Annotated in this window: 11 protein-coding genes, 2 tRNA genes and 3 rRNA genes; all 16 read left to right on the top strand. The window is 43.6% G+C overall.

Features of this window, described 5'->3' with window-relative positions:
• Positions 1-2: 2 nt before the first annotated feature.
• The 16 genes from meaB to ACQ4KW_RS01455 all read left to right on the top strand — a co-directional run bounded on the left by meaB (position 3) and on the right by ACQ4KW_RS01455 (position 17,272).
• Positions 3-935 (top strand): methylmalonyl Co-A mutase-associated GTPase MeaB, encoded by a 933-nt coding sequence (meaB, locus tag ACQ4KW_RS01380; protein ID WP_430884766.1) that lies wholly within the window; start codon positions 3-5, stop codon positions 933-935.
• 308 nt (positions 936-1,243) lie between these two features.
• Positions 1,244-1,648, top strand: a complete 405-nt coding sequence (gene mce, locus ACQ4KW_RS01385; protein ID WP_430884767.1) for a methylmalonyl-CoA epimerase — start codon at positions 1,244-1,246, stop codon at positions 1,646-1,648.
• A gap of 55 nt (positions 1,649-1,703) precedes the next feature.
• Positions 1,704-3,251: a methylmalonyl-CoA decarboxylase subunit alpha gene (gene mmdA, locus ACQ4KW_RS01390; RefSeq protein ID WP_430884768.1), complete on the top strand. Its 1,548-nt coding sequence runs from the start codon at positions 1,704-1,706 to the stop codon at positions 3,249-3,251.
• Positions 3,252-3,299: 48 nt separating this feature from the next.
• A complete protein-coding gene (locus tag ACQ4KW_RS01395) occupies positions 3,300-3,716 on the top strand; it encodes an OadG family protein (protein ID WP_430884769.1) in 417 nt (138 codons plus the stop codon).
• 76 nt (positions 3,717-3,792) lie between these two features.
• Positions 3,793-4,194: a biotin/lipoyl-containing protein gene (locus ACQ4KW_RS01400; RefSeq protein ID WP_430884770.1), complete on the top strand. Its 402-nt coding sequence runs from the start codon at positions 3,793-3,795 to the stop codon at positions 4,192-4,194.
• 158 nt (positions 4,195-4,352) lie between these two features.
• Complete coding sequence (locus ACQ4KW_RS01405; protein WP_430886527.1) at positions 4,353-5,534, top strand: sodium ion-translocating decarboxylase subunit beta; 1,182 nt, start codon at positions 4,353-4,355, stop codon at positions 5,532-5,534.
• Between the two features lie 228 nt (positions 5,535-5,762).
• Positions 5,763-6,746, top strand: coding sequence for a biotin--[acetyl-CoA-carboxylase] ligase (locus ACQ4KW_RS01410; RefSeq protein WP_430884771.1), 984 nt, complete (start codon positions 5,763-5,765; stop codon positions 6,744-6,746).
• 178 nt (positions 6,747-6,924) lie between these two features.
• Positions 6,925-7,701: a type III pantothenate kinase gene (locus ACQ4KW_RS01415; protein WP_430884772.1), complete on the top strand. Its 777-nt coding sequence runs from the start codon at positions 6,925-6,927 to the stop codon at positions 7,699-7,701.
• Between the two features lie 107 nt (positions 7,702-7,808).
• Positions 7,809-8,765, top strand: coding sequence for a tRNA dihydrouridine synthase DusB (gene dusB, locus ACQ4KW_RS01420; RefSeq protein ID WP_430884773.1), 957 nt, complete (start codon positions 7,809-7,811; stop codon positions 8,763-8,765).
• Between the two features lie 320 nt (positions 8,766-9,085).
• Positions 9,086-10,585, top strand: coding sequence for a lysine--tRNA ligase (gene lysS / locus ACQ4KW_RS01425; protein WP_430884774.1), 1,500 nt, complete (start codon positions 9,086-9,088; stop codon positions 10,583-10,585).
• Between the two features lie 558 nt (positions 10,586-11,143).
• A 16S ribosomal RNA gene (locus ACQ4KW_RS01430) occupies positions 11,144-12,674 on the top strand.
• 60 nt (positions 12,675-12,734) lie between these two features.
• Positions 12,735-12,811 (top strand) — tRNA-Ile (locus ACQ4KW_RS01435).
• A 206-nt stretch (positions 12,812-13,017) separates the two neighbouring features.
• A 23S ribosomal RNA gene (locus ACQ4KW_RS01440) occupies positions 13,018-15,930 on the top strand.
• A gap of 216 nt (positions 15,931-16,146) precedes the next feature.
• A 5S ribosomal RNA gene (gene rrf / locus ACQ4KW_RS01445) occupies positions 16,147-16,263 on the top strand.
• Together the 16S, 23S and 5S rRNA genes with 2 tRNA genes alongside form the textbook arrangement of a ribosomal RNA operon.
• Before the next feature lie 82 nt (positions 16,264-16,345).
• Positions 16,346-16,430 (top strand) — tRNA-Leu (locus tag ACQ4KW_RS01450).
• Between the two features lie 341 nt (positions 16,431-16,771).
• Complete coding sequence (locus ACQ4KW_RS01455; RefSeq protein ID WP_430884775.1) at positions 16,772-17,272, top strand: thioredoxin family protein; 501 nt, start codon at positions 16,772-16,774, stop codon at positions 17,270-17,272.
• The last annotated feature ends 337 nt before the right edge of the window (positions 17,273-17,609 follow it).

Here is a 17,609-nt window from a genome sequence, read left to right on the forward strand (position 1 = left end):
AAATGACAAACTTGGGTGAAAGACTCTTAAGGGGTGAGAAGCGAGCAGCCGCTCGCCTCATCACCTTAGTTGAAAACAAAGACCATGAAGCGTTCGAGCTTTTGAAGTCGCTATACAAGGAAAGTGGCAATGCCTATGTCATAGGGATTACGGGACCCCCAGGGGCTGGTAAAAGCACTTTGACAGACAAGCTTGCAAAAGCCTGCCTTGCAGAAGGCAAAAAAGTAGGTATTATCGCAATTGACCCCACAAGTCCATTCACTGGTGGAGCTATTCTGGGAGACCGTGTTCGCATGAGCGACGTGGCCCTCCACAAGAATGCTTTCATTAGAAGTATGGGGGCACGTGGACACCTTGGTGGCATATCAGAAGCAACTGGTGCTGCAATAAAAGTACTGGATATATACGGATGCGACTATATTTTCATTGAAACCGTAGGTGTTGGACAGTCAGAAGTTGACATTGTCAAAACTTGTGACACAACTCTCATGGTTATGGTTCCTGGGCTGGGAGATGACATTCAAGCCATTAAAGCAGGGGTCATGGAAATAGGTGATGTCTTTGCTGTCAATAAATCTGACCGAGATGGGGCCAAAAAGACAGCGCGTGAGATCAATATGATGCTGGACTTTAATAAAAAAGATTGGCGCCCGCCTGTTGAAATGGTTATTGCAGTTGATAACCAAGGAATCGACAAACTGATGGATGCGATTCACTCTCACAGGGATCATATGGTCGAATCAGGTCAATTTATAGACAGAAGAATCAAGAATGCCAAGACAGAAATTATTGATCTTGTTAAGGAACGGATCGTCACGAAAATGATGGATCAGTCCTATAAGATAGAACTTGTAGATAAGCTCAGCAAAGAAGTGGCTAAACGGGAAAATAATCCTTACACGGCTTGTGAAGTTATCTATAAGGAAATTGTATAGCTGGATTTCTATTTAGAAATCCAGTCATGTATGTTATGAATAAATAGGCAGCCGACAACTGCAGCTGACCTTTTTCATAAGTATAATGACCATTTATATAAAAGATTATGACAATGAAGATATTTAGTAATACTAATTGTTGGAAACGTTTTTATAGGGATTGTGACGGGTTATAAAAATAAACCTAGTTAATCAAAATCATTTAAATATTTAAGCTGAATTCCGATAATTACTATTATTAAATGTGTACACTTGTATGAGTGGTTGTTAAAATTAAGAAGAATAAAACCTTTAAGGGGGCCTATGCAATGAAAGCACTAAAAGTTGACCATATTGGTATCGCGGTCAAAAATCTTGATGAAACTCTAAAATTCTACACAGATATCCTCGGTCTTGAATGCCAGGGCACTGAAGTTGTTGAAGAGCAAAAGGTACGTGTTGCATTTCTACCAGTTGGTGACACAGAAGTTGAACTTCTTGAGTCGACAACTGATGATGGTCCAATCGCACGTTTTATTGAAAAGAACGGCGAAGGCATGCAGCATATCGCATTTAGAGTGGATAACATTGAAGAAGCTATCGCTCATATGAAAGAAAAAGGTATGCGCATGATCGACGAAGCACCTCGTTATGGTGCGGGCGGCGCAAAAATCGCTTTTGTACATCCAAAGAGCTCAAACAGAGTCCTTGTTGAACTAAGCGAAAGAGAGTAATCGTTGCCATCTTCCACATGTGAAGAACTAAGAGAAATCCTTGGGAGGTACATACATGTCTATCAATAAGCTGGAAGATTTGCGTAAACGCCGTGCCACAATTGAAGCTGGCGGTGGCGCGAAACGTATTGAAAAACAGCATGCGAAAGGTAAACTTTCTGCACGTGAAAGAATGGCACTTCTGTTTGATGAAGGCACATTCGTAGAACTAGATGCATTTGTAAAGCACAGATGTACAAACTTCGGCATGGAAAAGCTTGAAGCTCCTGCTGAAGGTGTTGTAACTGGATACGGTCAAGTTGATGGTCGTCTGGTTTATGCATATGCACAAGACTTTACAGTGGTGGGCGGATCACTTGGTGAGATGCACGCTGCAAAGATTTGTAAAGTTATGGACAATGCCATTAAAGTTGGCGCACCAGTGGTTGGTCTTAATGACTCAGGTGGTGCTCGTATTCAGGAAGCGGTTGATGCCCTTGCTGGTTACGGTAAAATTTTCTATAAAAACACACTGGCTTCAGGTGTTATTCCTCAGATTACTGCAATCATGGGACCTTGTGCAGGCGGCGCGGTGTACTCACCAGCACTGACTGACTTCATCTTTATGGTGGATAAGACATCACAGATGTTCATCACTGGTCCTCAAGTTATTAAAACAGTAACTGGCGAAGAAGTATCAGCTGAAGCACTTGGTGGTGCAATGACACACAACCAAACTTCAGGTGTTGCACAATACATCGCTTCAAATGATGAAGAGTGTATTGCTGAGATCAGACGTCTACTAAGCTTCCTTCCATCTAACAATATGGAAACAGCGCCTGTATATGATTCTGCAGATGACGTTAACAAGATCGTTGAAGAGCTGAACTCAATCATTCCAGATAGCTCTAACAAGCCTTATGACATGAAAGATGTTATTACAGCGCTTGTAGATGATGGTGATTTCTTCGAGTACCAGCCATACTTTGCACAAAATATCCTAACGGGTTTTGCTCGCATTGGCGGCAAATCAGTGGGTATCATAGCGAACCAGCCTAAAGTTCTTGCTGGTTGCCTGAATATTGATGCATCTGACAAGTCAGCGCGTTTCATCCGTACTTGTGATGCCTTCAATATTCCGCTACTAAATATTATTGACGTTCCAGGATTCCTTCCAGGTACAAGCCAAGAGTACGGCGGTATCATTCGTCACGGCGCTAAAATGCTTTATGCTTATTCAGAAGCAACAGTGCCAAAGGTATCTCTAATTGTACGTAAGGCATATGGTGGTTCATACCTAGCGATGTGCTCTAAAGATCTAGGCGCAGACGTTGTACTTGCTTGGCCATCAGCTGAAATCGCGGTTATGGGACCTCAGGGTGCAGCGAACATTATCTTCCGTAAAGATATTTCAGATGCTGATAACCCAGCAGAAATGCGTCAGAAGAAGGTTGACGAATACACAGCTGAATTCGCAACGCCATACAAGGCTGCTGAACGTGGTTTTGTTGATGATGTTATCGAACCAGCTGCAACGCGTCCAAGACTTGTAGATGCGTTTGACATGCTTGCAGGCAAGCGCGAAAGCCGTCCAGCTAAGAAGCACGGCAATATTCCGCTATAATAAACAGACCATCGGGAAAAGAATAATTGAGGTGATACCATGAATATCATGGAGTTAATTAACAATTTCAAAGACCCGGTTCTGATAGAACAGTTGACACTTGGTCAAAAAATTAGTGCATCCCTTTTTGTAACACTTTTGGGTATGATCATCACGTTCACTGCACTTATTGTTCTTTGGGGTCTGACTGCTTTGTATTCTAAGATGGTTCAAAATGCAGAGGCTAAGAAAAAAGAGGGTGCCGTTGTGGCAGTTAAACCACAGGCCCCAGCTGCACCAGCTCCAGCAGCTGTTGAACCAAAAGAAGACGAAGAAGAACTGGTTGCTGTTATTTCTGCGGCAATCGCAGCTCAAATGGGCACATCAATGCACAATATTGTTGTAAGAAATATTGTTCGTGTTGCTGATGCGACACCAGCTTGGGGACAATCTGGTCGTTTTGAGCAAATGAATTCACGTATGTAAAGACGAATCTTAAGGGTTCCAACTATAACTGATATTAGCGACAGTCTAATCATAGAGAAATCTGGGAGGATGGATCATGAAAAAGTTCAACGTTACTGTAAACGGCAAAACATATGAAGTAGATGTAGAAGAAGTAGGCGGCGTGGCAAGTGCACCTCGTCCAGCGGCACCAGCAAGACCAGCGGCACCAGCTCCAAAGGCAGCTCCAGCAGCGGCAGCGCCTGCACCTAAGGCAGCTCCAGCGCCAGCAGAAGTACCTGCAGGTTCAGCGACTGTAACAGCTCCAATGCCTGGTACTGTTCTAGATATTAAAGTAGCAGCAGGCGATACTGTAACTGAAGGTCAATGTGTATTGATTCTAGAAGCTATGAAAATGGAAAATGAAATCATGGCACCAACTTCAGGTACTGTTTCAAGCATCACTGTAAACAAGGGTGCATCTGTTAACTCTGGAGACGTAATGATCGTAATCGGTTAAGTTTGTTCCAATAATTGACCATGCCCTGTTTATTCAGACACTTGGTCGAAAATTGAAACATAGACTTTAACCCATACGAAGCGAAAGGAGCGAAACAGATGATTCAAGCAATAATAGACTTCTGGGGGTCTACTGGTTTCCATGCTCTATTTACCGAGATGATGTGGGGCAACGTGGTTATGATCGCAGTATCATGTGTCCTGTTGTATCTTGCAATCGTTAAAGAATTCGAACCACTTCTGCTTGTACCGATTGCATTCGGTATGTTGCTGACAAACTTGCCTCTGGCAGGTCTAATGGCTGATCCTTTAATGAAGCTAGTAGAACTTACTCCAGATTTACACGGATATCCGAATATACATGTAGATCCGGCACTAATGCAAAATGTACCAGATATGGCTTATAAGCTGGACCAACCAGGTGGCTTATTGCACTATCTATACCAAGGTAATAAACTGGGAATCTTCCCACCAATCATATTCATGGGCGTAGGCGCAATGACAGACTTCGGTCCACTTATTGCCAACCCTAAAGCTCTACTTCTAGGTGCTGCAGCACAATTTGGTATTTTCTTCACGTTCATTGGCGCGATCGCTTCAGGTCTTTTCAATGCTCAGGAAGCAGCATCTATCGGTATCATCGGTGGTGCGGATGGTCCTACAGCGATCTTCCTAACATCAAAGCTGGCACCACACCTACTGGGTCCAATTGCCGTAGCAGCTTATTCTTACATGGCACTTGTACCAGTTATTCAACCGCCGATCATGAAATTCTTCACAACGAAAGAAGAAAGAATGATCAAGATGGATCAGCTTCGTCCAGTATCTAAGACGGAAAAGGTTCTATTCCCAATCCTTGTAACAATCCTTGTTACACTGATTGTTCCACCAGCAGGCACACTTGTTGGTATGCTTATGCTTGGTAACCTATTTAAAGAATCAGGTGTTGTTGGTCGTCTTGAAGACACAGCTAAGAATGCCCTTATCAACATCATTACAATCTTCTTAGGTCTGACTGTTGGTGCAACTGCAACAGCAGAACAGTTCCTAAAACTAGAAACAATCGCTATTATCTGTCTAGGTGTTGCAGCATTCGCTGTTGGTACATCTGCGGGTCTGATACTAGCAAAAATTATGAGCAAGCTATCTGGTGGCAAAATAAATCCACTGATTGGTTCTGCAGGTGTATCTGCCGTGCCAATGGCAGCCCGTGTATCACAGGTTGTGGGTCAGAAAGAAAACCCATCAAACTTCCTGCTTATGCATGCTATGGGACCTAACGTTGCCGGTGTAATCGGTTCAGCGGTTTCTGCGGGTGTGCTTCTATCCTTATTTGGCTAGAAGTGAATGCTTGTTTATGAAGCGTAAAGACTTACGTAAATGAAATAAAATGATACAATTAACAAACGACCGCTGCTCAGCAGCGGTCGTTTGTCTTTTTTGAGAAATGAATAGAAACAATCACCTCTTTAGATCAGAGAGGATAAGGGACCTAGGACGTGGGGGATATGCTATAATATCTGTATGTGAAGGTCAAAAACTGGGTTTAGAAAATGGATGTGATTATAAATGAAGTCCAGGATTATAGAAGCATTAAAAGAACACGCCCATACATTTATTTCAGGCGAAGATTTGAGCCAGAAACTCGGTGTGTCTCGCACAGCGGTATGGAAAGTCATAAAACAATTGAAAGCAGAAGGCTACCATATTGAATCTGTATCACGAAAGGGCTATAGGCTTATATCGGAGGGGGATACCCTCAATGCGGAAGCTCTGGGTGTGGAACTCAAAAATAGTGGTTTGATTAAAGACATTAAACATTTTGAAAGCATTGACTCAACAAATACATATGCCAAAGAAGCCGCGTCAAAGGGGGCATCTGAAGGCACACTTATTATTTCCGATGAGCAGGTTATGGGACGCGGACGGTTGGGAAGGACGTGGACATCCCCTAAAGGGACGGGTATTTGGATGTCTTTGGTTCTGAGACCTGATATTGAGCCAGTTCACGCTGCTAAGATGACTCAAATAGCAGCAGCGGCCATGAATGAAGCCATTGTTCAAACGACAGGCCTTGCGGCGGGCATAAAGTGGCCCAACGATATTATAGTGAACAAGAAAAAGGTTTGTGGTATTCTAACTGAAATGAGTGCAGAGCTTAACACGGTGAATTATGTTGTTGTTGGGATTGGCGTGAATGTTAATGTAGAAGCCTTTCCAGAGGAATTATGTGAGAAAGCCACTTCCCTTAAAATCGAATCAGGACAAACCATAAAGCGAAAAGATGTGGTGGTGGAGTTTGCCCATCAATTCGAAAGCTTTTACAAGGCTTATATAAATGAAGGAAATCTTCAGAGGACACTATCCTATTGCCGGGAACATTCCGTGACAATTGGTCAGCAGGTAAGGGTGATCCACAAAAATGAGACCCTATACGGAGAGGCTATTGATTTGAATCAAGATGGTGAACTTCTCGTTAAGTTTGAAAATGGTGAGGTGAAGCCTGTTTTTTATGGTGAAGTTTCCGTTAGGGGATTAACAGATTACATTTAAACCTGTTATTATATGTAGACATAAGAATTATAGTCAGTTTATATTGCAAAAAAAATGGCTTCATGATAGGATTTATTTTGCGTGAATGACTTATAAAAATACATGAAAAGACACCCGACTGTTGCGTTTAAACACGCAATAAACGTGAGAACAGCGGGGAAGAAGAAGGTGAAACCACATGTTATTAGCGTTTGACGTTGGAAACTCCAACATCGTTCTAGGTCTTTATAAATCTGGAAAGCTTATTACACACTGGCGGATGTCAACTGACAAGAGTAAGTCTGCAGATGAACTCGGCATTTTTGTGAATCAGCTGTTTCAGTATGAAGGTTTGAATCCTAAAGATGTGCAGGATATAATTATTTCTTCGGTTGTACCGACAATAATGTATTCTTTGCAGCACATGGCGATCAAATACTTCGATAAAGAAGCCATCGTTGTCGGGCCTGGTATAAAAACGGGCATGAATATCAAGTATGATAATCCACGGCAAGTTGGCGCAGACAGGATTGTAAATGCCGTATCGGCTGTGAAGAAATATGGTGGACCACTGGTTGTGGTTGATTTTGGGACAGCGACAACATTTTGTGCCATATCGGCGAAAAGTGAATATTTAGGCGGGTCCATCACCCCGGGTGTTAAAATTTCAAGTGATGCACTTTTTCAGCGTGCAGCGAAACTGACGCGTGTTGAACTGGTTAAACCGGATAATGTGATATGTAAAAATACAACCCAAAGTATACAGTCTGGCGTGATTTATGGCTATGTTGGATCAGTGGACTATATCGTTGAGAGAATGAAAGAAGAGCTTGCAGCGGATGTTGATCCAAAAGTTGTTGCAACAGGTGGTCTTGCAGGACTCATTGCAACAGAGTCAAAAACAATAGATGTTGTAGATAAGTTTTTGACCCTTGATGGTCTAAACTATATTTATGAAATGAATAAAAAACATTAAGAGCCAGTTTTTCTGGTTCTTTTCTTTTAAATAAGCGACTGAAATAAGTAAATGCCCTATGAACCTATAAGGTTAGGTTTATGTAGTAGAGAAATGAGGTGACTCTCATGAAAATTGGAAATGTTAAATTGTCTAGCCCAGTTATATTGGGGCCAATGGCTGGTGTGACAGATCTGCCCTTTCGACTGGTATGCATGGAATATGGTGCCGGCCTTTTAGTGACGGAGATGGTCAGTGCAAAAGCCCTTCACTATAAAGATAAAAAAACGGCACGGTTAATGGAAATTAGAGAAGAAGAACGTCCAGTTGCACTCCAGTTATTTGGTTCAGATCCTGATATTATGGGGTCTGTCGTGGAACAGATAAATGATCACAATCATGATATTTTAGATATAAATATGGGATGCCCGGCACCTAAAATAGTTAACAATGGTGACGGTTCAGCTTTGATGAAAACACCTGACTTGGCTAAAAAGGTGATTGAAGCGGTTGTAAAGGCATCAAGCAAGCCGGTTACTGTCAAAATTCGAAAAGGATGGGATGCGGATTCCATCAACGCAGTTCAAATTGCTTCTATTGCACAAGAGGCCGGTGTGGCAGCCGTTGCGGTTCATGGCAGAACACGGGATCAGTTTTATACTGGCAAGGCAGACTGGGGCATAATTAAAGAAGTCAAAGATGCACTCACTATTCCTGTCATTGGCAATGGGGATATATTCTCAATTGAAGATGCCATTCAAATGCGTGAGCAAACAGGATGCGATGGTCTTATGATCGCCCGAGGGGCTCAAGGAAATCCATGGTTGCTTAAGCAGGTTTCCCATTATCTGAATACAGGGGAAAGGCTCCCTCATCCTACAAGGGAAGAAAAAATACGAGAAGCCTTACGTCACTTTGATTTGCTTGTCGATTTCAAGGGAGACCATATAGGTGTCCTTGAAATGAGAAAGCACGCAGCGTGGTACTTAAAAGGGATTCGGGGTGGTGCAGTGATACGAAATGAAATCAACACGGCAACAAACCCTGACATGCTTCGAAGCCTTCTACTAAAAGCGATTGAATAAGGCCCCTTTCGAGTCTTGGGAGTATGATATTGATATGTGTGCTAAAATCCAATAAGGTATGGGCATAGCAGAATTATCATTATTAAAAGATATTTTATAAAATCTGCATTATAGCAATGTTTTGATGTCTTAATTTTGATATACTTTATAAGATAAGAATGTAGAAGAAGTTAAAGATAAATTTAATGATTGAGCTATTTGCAAAGATTAAGTGAATTGGCGAGGAAGGGTTGACGCTTTGGAGCATTAATTTTGCAAGAGCCTAGATTAAAAATAGAAAGGAGAGTATGGCATTTTACAAGATGCGATACAACAAGATTATGAGTCAAGAAGCTAATCAGGTAAGAAAAGTCAGTGAACAAGAAATGATTAGAATAAACAAGATGAATGAACTAAGAGAAAATGGTATTGATCCATTTGGCGCGGAGAAATTCATCCCAGAACATCATTCAGCTGATTTAAAGGAAAAGTATGCTGAGGTTACAAAAGAAGAACTAGCAGAAATGAATATCCCTGTAACAGTTGCAGGTCGAATCATGACAAAACGTGGCAAGGGCAAAGCTGGCTTCATGCATATTCAAGATGCAGTGGGTCAGATTCAGATTTACCTGAAGAAAGATGAGCTCACAGACCTTGAGTTTGGACTTTTCGAAAAAGCCGACATTGGCGACATTGTCGGAATCAGTGGCACGATGTTTAAAACAAAAACAGGTGAAGTGAGTGTAAAAGCAGGACGATACATACACTTAACTAAAGCCTTGAAACCACTTCCAGAAAAATACCATGGCATCCAAGATGACGAAATTAAGTTTAGAAAGAGATACCTTGATATTATCATGGACTCAGATGTACGTGATATTTTTATTAAAAAGCAGAAATTTTGGAGTACAATAAGAAACTACATGATCGATCATGGTTTCCTTGAAGTGGAAACACCAATTCTTGAGACATCATCAGGCGGTGCTGCTGCGACACCATTCGCAACGCATCATAATGCATTAGATATTGATGTATTCTTAAGGATATCAATGGGTGAGCTATGGCAGAAAAAACTTTTAGTGGCCGGCTTTGAAAAGACATTTGAGATCGGCAGACAGTTTAGAAATGAAGGTATGAGCCCTGAGCATCTACAGGACTATACACAAATGGAATTCTACTGGGCTTATGCAGATATTGAAGACGGCATGGAGTTTACAAAAGAACTCTATAGAAAAATCACGAAGGCTGTTATGGGCACATCTAAGTTTGTGTCTAGAGGCTATGAAGTGGATATGGACGCAGAGTGGGAAGTCTATGATTTTGAATCAATCATTGAAGACAGAACCGGTGTCAATATTTATAATGTTACTAAAGAAGAGTTAGAAGCAAAATTGGATTCATATGAGGTGGAGTATGATCCGAATGTTGGCTTCTGGAGACTTGTTGACCTTCTATGGAAAGTTGTTCGTAAAGAACTATCTGGTCCTGGATTCCTTGTTGGACAGCCCGTTCAACTGAACCCACTACCTAAGCGACAAAAAGAAGATCCAAGAAAAGTTGCTCAAATGCAGATTATTATAGCTGGTTCTGAAATGGGCAATGGCTATACAGAGCTTAACGACCCTATAGATCTTGAAGAAAGATTCAAGGAACAAAGGGCAATGGGCGAAGAGGGCGATGAAGAAGCTCATGAACATGATGAAACCTTCATTGAAGCTTTAAGATATGGTATGCCTCCAGCCTATGGATTTGGCGTATCTGAAAGACTATTCTCTGTAATGATGGATAGACCTATTAGAGAATGCGTTTTATTCCCACTTATGAGACCACTTAATAAGTAATTTAAGATAAAAAAACACAAGTTTAGTTATTAATATGAGGTTATGGCATATATGTGCTGTAACCTCATTTCTTGTATATTAAAGAAGAAACATGTAAGGCGAAGAATATGTGACTGGTTAATACATTCTTAACAGAATAGACTGAATATTACTTCTTTAACAAATGGGGTTGACGGTCCCTTGTCATGATGCTATTATAGTCAAGTACCGCACGACAGCGCGGCACAATAAACAAGTCAAAAGCATTGGAAATACAGGGATTCGGCGACTTTTCTAAATTTAGAAAAAAAGCTAGAAAAAATGTTTAAAATAATGCTTGACAGGAAATAATAAATAATGTTATGATAATTGAGTCGCCGGTTGGTGACGAAATACAAATTTAACATTAACTTGTTGATTTAACGGTCTTTGAAAATTAAACAGTATAGAATTATAACACGTTCAATTCTTTACCGCATCAAGACAAGGTCTAGATGCAAAACAATTGATTCGAAACGGATATAATGATAACAATAATTAGTCAGCATATCTGAGACGGACAAAACAATTTGAAACATTTTTTCAAAGAGTTTGATCCTGGCTCAGGATGAACGCTGGCGGCGTGCTTAACACATGCAAGTCGAGCGAGAAGCTTTTGACGGATCCTTCGGGTGACGGATGGAGTGGAAAGCGGCGGACGGGTGAGTAACGCGTGGGCAACCTGCCCTGTACAGAGGGATAGCCACTGGAAACGGTGATTAATACCTCATAAGACCACAGTGCTGCATAGCACAGGGGTAAAAACTCTGGTGGTACAGGATGGGCCCGCGTCTGATTAGCTAGTTGGTAAGGTAACGGCTTACCAAGGCGACGATCAGTAGCCGACCTGAGAGGGTGATCGGCCACACTGGAACTGAGACACGGTCCAGACTCCTACGGGAGGCAGCAGTGGGGAATATTGCACAATGGGCGAAAGCCTGATGCAGCAACGCCGCGTGAACGATGAAGGCCTTCGGGTTGTAAAGTTCTTTTCTTGGAGAAGAAAATTTGACGGTATCCAAGGAATAAGCCCCGGCTAACTACGTGCCAGCAGCCGCGGTAATACGTAGGGGGCAAGCGTTATCCGGAATCACTGGGCGTAAAGGGAGTGTAGGCGGTCAAGCAAGTCAGGGGTGAAAGGCATCGGCTCAACCGATGTAAGCCTTTGAAACTGTTTGACTTGAGTGCAGGAGAGGTAAGTGGAATTCCTAGTGTAGCGGTGAAATGCGTAGATATTAGGAGGAACACCAGTGGCGAAGGCGACTTACTGGACTGTAACTGACGCTGAGGCTCGAAAGCGTGGGGAGCGAACAGGATTAGATACCCTGGTAGTCCACGCCGTAAACGATGAATACTAGGTGTCTGGGGTCGAACCTAGGTGCCGCAGCTAACGCATTAAGTATTCCGCCTGGGGAGTACGCACGCAAGTGTGAAACTCAAAGGAATTGACGGGGACCCGCACAAGCAGCGGAGCATGTGGTTTAATTCGAAGCAACGCGAAGAACCTTACCAGGTCTTGACATACAGATGACCGGTCCTTAGCCGGACCTTTCCTTCGGGACATCTGATACAGGTGGTGCATGGTTGTCGTCAGCTCGTGTCGTGAGATGTTGGGTTAAGTCCCGCAACGAGCGCAACCCTTATTTTTAGTTGCCATCAGTTAGGCTGGGCACTCTAAAGAGACTGCCGTGGACAACACGGAGGAAGGTGGGGATGACGTCAAATCATCATGCCCCTTATGATCTGGGCTACACACGTGCTACAATGGTCGGTACAACGGGCAGCGAAGGGGTGACCTGGAGCAAATCCTATAAAGCCGATCTCAGTTCGGATTGCAGGCTGCAACTCGCCTGCATGAAGTTGGAGTTGCTAGTAATCGTGGATCAGAATGCCGCGGTGAATGCGTTCCCGGGTCTTGTACACACCGCCCGTCACACCATGGAAGCTGGGGGCGCCCGAAGCCCGTGATCCAACCCCTTGTGGGAGGAAGCGGTCGAAGGTGAAATCAGTGACTAGGGTGAAGTCGTAACAAGGTAGCCGTATCGGAAGGTGCGGCTGGATCACCTCCTTTCTAAGGAGAACGTACTCTATACTGTTTAATTTTGAGAGACTGTAAAGTTTCTTAAGAAGTGGGCGTATAGCTCAGTTGGTTAGAGCGCACGCCTGATAAGCGTGAGGTCGGTGGTTCGAATCCACCTATGCCCACCACTTCAAGAATTGAACCTTGAAAACTGCATATGAAATAAATTAGAAGACGAAAACGTATCAAACCAAGATAATTAAAACTAAGTTTTGAGAATTAAGGGAAGATACAGTTTCACTGAGGTAAACAAAACTCAAACTCGAATAATTACTCATTGATTAATATCAAGAGAACAGTTTATCGAAAATAACTTAGGTTATTTTAGAAAATTGGTCAAGTTAATAAGAGCATAGGGTGGATGCCTTGGCACTAAGAGCCGAAGAAGGACGTGGTAAGCTGCGAAAAGTCTTGGGGAGCTGCAAGCGAGCGTTGATCCAGGAATGTCCGAATGGGGAAACCCGGCTACTGTAATAGGTAGTCACCGTGCACTGAATACATAGGTGTACGGAGGGAGACTCGGGGAACTGAAACATCTAAGTACCCGAAGGAGAAGAAAACAAAAGTGATTTCCTAAGTAGCGGCGAGCGAACGGGAAGCAGGCCAAACCAGAGACTACGGTTTCTGGGGTTGTGGACGCATCATAAGTGATGGCGGTATTCTAGTCGAAGAGGTTTGGAAAGACCCACCGAAGAAGGTGACAGTCCTGTAGACGAAAGAAGAAGGCCCACGATGCGCACCAGAGTACCACGGGGCACGTGAAACCTTGTGGGAAGCCGGGAGGACCATCTCCCAAGCCTAAATACTCCTTAGTGACCGATAGCGCATAGTACCGTGAGGGAAAGGTGAAAAGAACCCCTGTCGGGGAGTGAAAAAGAACCTGAAACCCTATGTTTACAAGCAGTCGAAGAACTTTATATGTTCGACGGCGTACTTTTTGTAGAACGGGCCAACGAGTTACGTTATATAGCAAGGTTAAGGTGTTCAGCACTGAAGCCGTAGCGAAAGCGAGTCTGAAGAGGGCGTATAGTTGTATGGCGTAGACCCGAAACCGGGTGACCTATCCATGAGCAGGGTGAAGCTGAAGTAAAATTCAGTGGAGGCCCGAACCCATATCTGTTGAAAAAGGTTGGGATGACTTGTGGATAGCGGAGAAATTCCAATCGAACTCGGAGATAGCTGGTTCTCCCCGAAATAGCTTTAGGGCTAGCCTTGATGTGAGTGACGCGGAGGTAGAGCACTGACTGTCCTAGGGGGCTTCACCGCCTACCGAAGACTATCAAACTCCGAATGCCGCAGTCATATAATCAGGAGTCAGACTATGTATGATAAGATTCATGGTCGAGAGGGAAACAGCCCAGACCGTCAGCTAAGGTCCCAAAGTCCAAGTTAAGTGGGAAAGGATGTGGGGTTGCTTAGACAACTAGGATGTTGGCTTAGAAGCAGCCATTCATTTAAAGAGTGCGTAATAGCTCACTAGTCGAGTGACCCTGCGCCGAAAATTACCGGGGCTCAAACTTGGCACCGAAGCTACGGCAACGTTTAGACGTTGGGTAGGGGAGCATTGTATACGGGCAGAAGCTATACCGTAAGGAGTGGTGGACTGTATACAAGAGAGAATGTTGGCATGAGTAGCGAGAGGCAGGTGAGAATCCTGCCCGCCGAAAACCTAAGGTTTCCTGGGGAAGGTTCGTCCGCCCAGGGTTAGTCAGGACCTAAGCCGAGGACGAAAGTCGTAGGCGATGGACAACTGGTTAAGATTCCAGTACCACCGAAAGTCGTCTGAGAGACGGAGTGACAGGGAATGCAAAACGATCGCACCGATGGATGTGCGTCCAAGCGTCAAGTGAGAACCGGTAGGCAAATCCGCTGGTTTAATTGCAAGGCGTGATGGGGAGCGAAAAATAAGTAGCGAAGTCGTTGGAGAGTCCTTCAAGAAAAGCTTCTATCGAGACCTAGGTGCCTGTACCGTAAACCGACACAGGTAGGAGAGTAGAGAATACTAAGGCGAGCGAGATAACCATTGTTAAGGAACTCGGCAAAATGACCCCGTAACTTCGGGAGAAGGGGTGCCGCATTAGGGTTAACGCCCGAAGCGGCCGCAGAGAACAGGCCCAAGCAACTGTTTACCAAAAACACAGGTCTCTGCTAAGTCGAAAGACGATGTATAGGGGCTGACGCCTGCCCGGTGCTGGAAGGTTATGAGGAGAGGTTAGCGTAAGCGAAGCTTTGAATCGAAGCCCCAGTAAACGGCGGCCGTAACTATAACGGTCCTAAGGTAGCGAAATTCCTTGTCGGGTAAGTTCCGACCCGCACGAAAGGCGTAATGATTTGGGCACTGTCTCAACAATGGACTCGGTGAAATTGTAGTACCGGTAAAGATGCCGGTTACCCGCAGCAGGACGGAAAGACCCCGTGGAGCTTTACTGTAGCTTGGCACTGGATTTTGGTATAGCATGTACAGGATAGGTGGGAGACTAAGAAGTATGCACGCTAGTGTGTATGGAGTCACCGTTGGGATACCACTCTTGCTATATCAGTGTCCTAACCGTGCGCTGTTATCCAGCGTCGGGACAATGTCAGGTGGGCAGTTTGACTGGGGCGGTCGCCTCCTAAAAAGTAACGGAGGCGCTCAAAGGTTCCCTCAGTGCGGTTGGAAATCGCGCGAAGAGTGCAAAGGCAAAAGGGAGCTTGACTGCGAGACATACAGGTCGAGCAGGGACGAAAGTCGGACTTAGTGATCCGGCGGTACCGAATGGAAGGGCCGTCGCTCAACGGATAAAAGCTACCCCGGGGATAACAGGCTTATCTCCCCCAAGAGTCCACATCGACGGGGAGGTTTGGCACCTCGATGTCGGCTCGTCTCATCCTGGGGCTGTAGTCGGTCCCAAGGGTTGGGCTGTTCGCCCATTAAAGAGGCACGCGAGCTGGGTTCAGAACGTCGTGAGACAGTTCGGTCCCTATCCGCTGTGGGCGCAGGAAATTTGAGAGGAGCTGTCCTTAGTACGAGAGGACCGGGATGGACATACCTCTGGTGTATCTGTTGTTCCGCCAGGAGCACTGCAGAGTAGCTACGTATGGACGGGATAAGCGCTGAAGGCATCTAAGCGCGAAGCCCCCCTCAAGATAAGATTTCCCATCCTTTATGGAGTAAGACCCCTGATAGACTAACAGGTTGATAGGTCCAAGGTGTAAGTGCAGCAATGTACTCAGCTGATGGATACTAATAGGTCGAGGACTTGACCAATATAGATTTTGAGTCATTCCAACGTGAAACAAATCTTCTAAAATATTATCATGTGCAGTTTTGAAGAGTTCAATCTCTTTAAATACTGAAGTGTTTAATACAAGTCAATCGAGGCGCATATCTGAAAGAGCGAAGGCGCGTACTGTGGTACGTAACTGAGTGAGAGAAGATGTGCAACGAAGAGTGACGCAGTAGAAAACATTTCAGACAATGAAATCCGGTGATGATGGCGAGGAGGCCACACCTGTTCCCATTCCGAACACAGCAGTTAAGCTCCTCAGCGCCGATGGTACTTGGCGGGCAGCCGCCTGGGAGAGTAGGTCGTCGCCGGTTTCATTTTTACATTTTTCGCGAAAGCGTGAATATTATTCTGCTTCGCGGCAGAATTTTTTTAGTTTAATGAATAAACACACATGCGGGTGTGGCGGAATTGGCAGACGCGCTAGATTTAGGTTCTAGTGTCAATAGACGTGGGGGTTCAAGTCCCTCCACCCGCACCAATAAAAAGCGTAGAACTTTGGTTCTGGGCTTTTTTTTATTGTCTTCTATTCGATGTGGCCCCTCTTGATTGGACTGAATCATTTGATTAATCGGATGTTCGCTTAGTGGATAAAAGAATCAAAAATACAGTTTATAGGGTTAGAATAAAGTCAATATAGGGATACATTTTCTTAATCATAGACATATTTATTTACGATTAAAAGTCATATGGGTTATAATATATAGGGAAGCGAAATAATATCGTAAGTCGATTAGACGCTAAAGAGTAAAAAAGTCAGAAATGAAAAGCTAGAAGTCAATAAGCAAGGTATGACTTTGTATATTATTATAAGGAGGCCATATGCTAAAAGAACTATTTAATGCGGGACATGATTTTGAAACGTTTATGCAGGGCGATGAAGGAAAACATGTGGATAACGTGCGCCACTTTCTAGAGTTATCCTCAGATGCCATGACAGACGTGTTAACAAGTAGAATAAAAGAAATCGAGTCGGCACGACTTGTCGTATTTGGAGAAGTCTGGTGCCCTGATTGCATGATCAACATGGCTGTCCTTGAGTCTATTCATAGGGTCAATACAAACATTGAATATGCCATTCTTCCACGAGATGGCTATGAGGACAAGCTTAAGAGCTTAACACCGGACAGTTCAGCCAAGATCCCAACATTTATAGTGGTGGATTCCAATTGGAATGCTAAGGGCATGTTCTTGGAAAAACCACAGGTGGTAAAGGACGTTGAAGCTGGTGATGACCAAGTGAAAAGAATTGTCGTTAAACGTGACTATAGAAAAGGAAAATATATTTTAGATACAATTGAAGAGCTTGTAGAATTACTATAAAATAGACAGAAAATCGAATATTTAAGAGGATGAGCTAGAGCTATTTACTGCGGAATGTAGGGATGACTCTAGCTTATTTAATGAAAAAATTTATAAAGAAAGAACAAAATTAAAATTTAGATTCAAACTTTAGAACTGAAAAAAATCGGCATAAGGACGATTTTCGCATTGTGAACATTGGATTTTAATGCTACAATATATTGTGTTCGATGCGGAGTATAAACCGATCGACATACAACATATTGTGCATAGTGTGAATAACATGTGGATAATATGTTGATAACCATGTTAATAATATTGTTTCTAAAACAATTGATGAATAGTAGAAAATAGTAAA

Source organism: Tianxiuia mixotrophica, from assembly GCF_050596425.1.
Taxonomy (GTDB): domain Bacteria; phylum Bacillota; class Clostridia; order Peptostreptococcales; family Acidaminobacteraceae.

Coding starts and splice junctions, on each gene's coding strand:
- meaB (WP_430884766.1), top strand. CDS start 3: ATGACAAACTTGGGTGAAAGACTCTTAAGGGGTGAGAAGCGAGCAGCC.
- mce (WP_430884767.1), top strand. CDS start 1,244: ATGAAAGCACTAAAAGTTGACCATATTGGTATCGCGGTCAAAAATCTT.
- mmdA (WP_430884768.1), top strand. CDS start 1,704: ATGTCTATCAATAAGCTGGAAGATTTGCGTAAACGCCGTGCCACAATT.
- ACQ4KW_RS01395 (WP_430884769.1), top strand. CDS start 3,300: ATGGAGTTAATTAACAATTTCAAAGACCCGGTTCTGATAGAACAGTTG.
- ACQ4KW_RS01400 (WP_430884770.1), top strand. CDS start 3,793: ATGAAAAAGTTCAACGTTACTGTAAACGGCAAAACATATGAAGTAGAT.
- ACQ4KW_RS01405 (WP_430886527.1), top strand. CDS start 4,353: ATGATGTGGGGCAACGTGGTTATGATCGCAGTATCATGTGTCCTGTTG.
- ACQ4KW_RS01410 (WP_430884771.1), top strand. CDS start 5,763: ATGAAGTCCAGGATTATAGAAGCATTAAAAGAACACGCCCATACATTT.
- ACQ4KW_RS01415 (WP_430884772.1), top strand. CDS start 6,925: ATGTTATTAGCGTTTGACGTTGGAAACTCCAACATCGTTCTAGGTCTT.
- dusB (WP_430884773.1), top strand. CDS start 7,809: ATGAAAATTGGAAATGTTAAATTGTCTAGCCCAGTTATATTGGGGCCA.
- lysS (WP_430884774.1), top strand. CDS start 9,086: ATGAGTCAAGAAGCTAATCAGGTAAGAAAAGTCAGTGAACAAGAAATG.
- ACQ4KW_RS01455 (WP_430884775.1), top strand. CDS start 16,772: ATGCTAAAAGAACTATTTAATGCGGGACATGATTTTGAAACGTTTATG.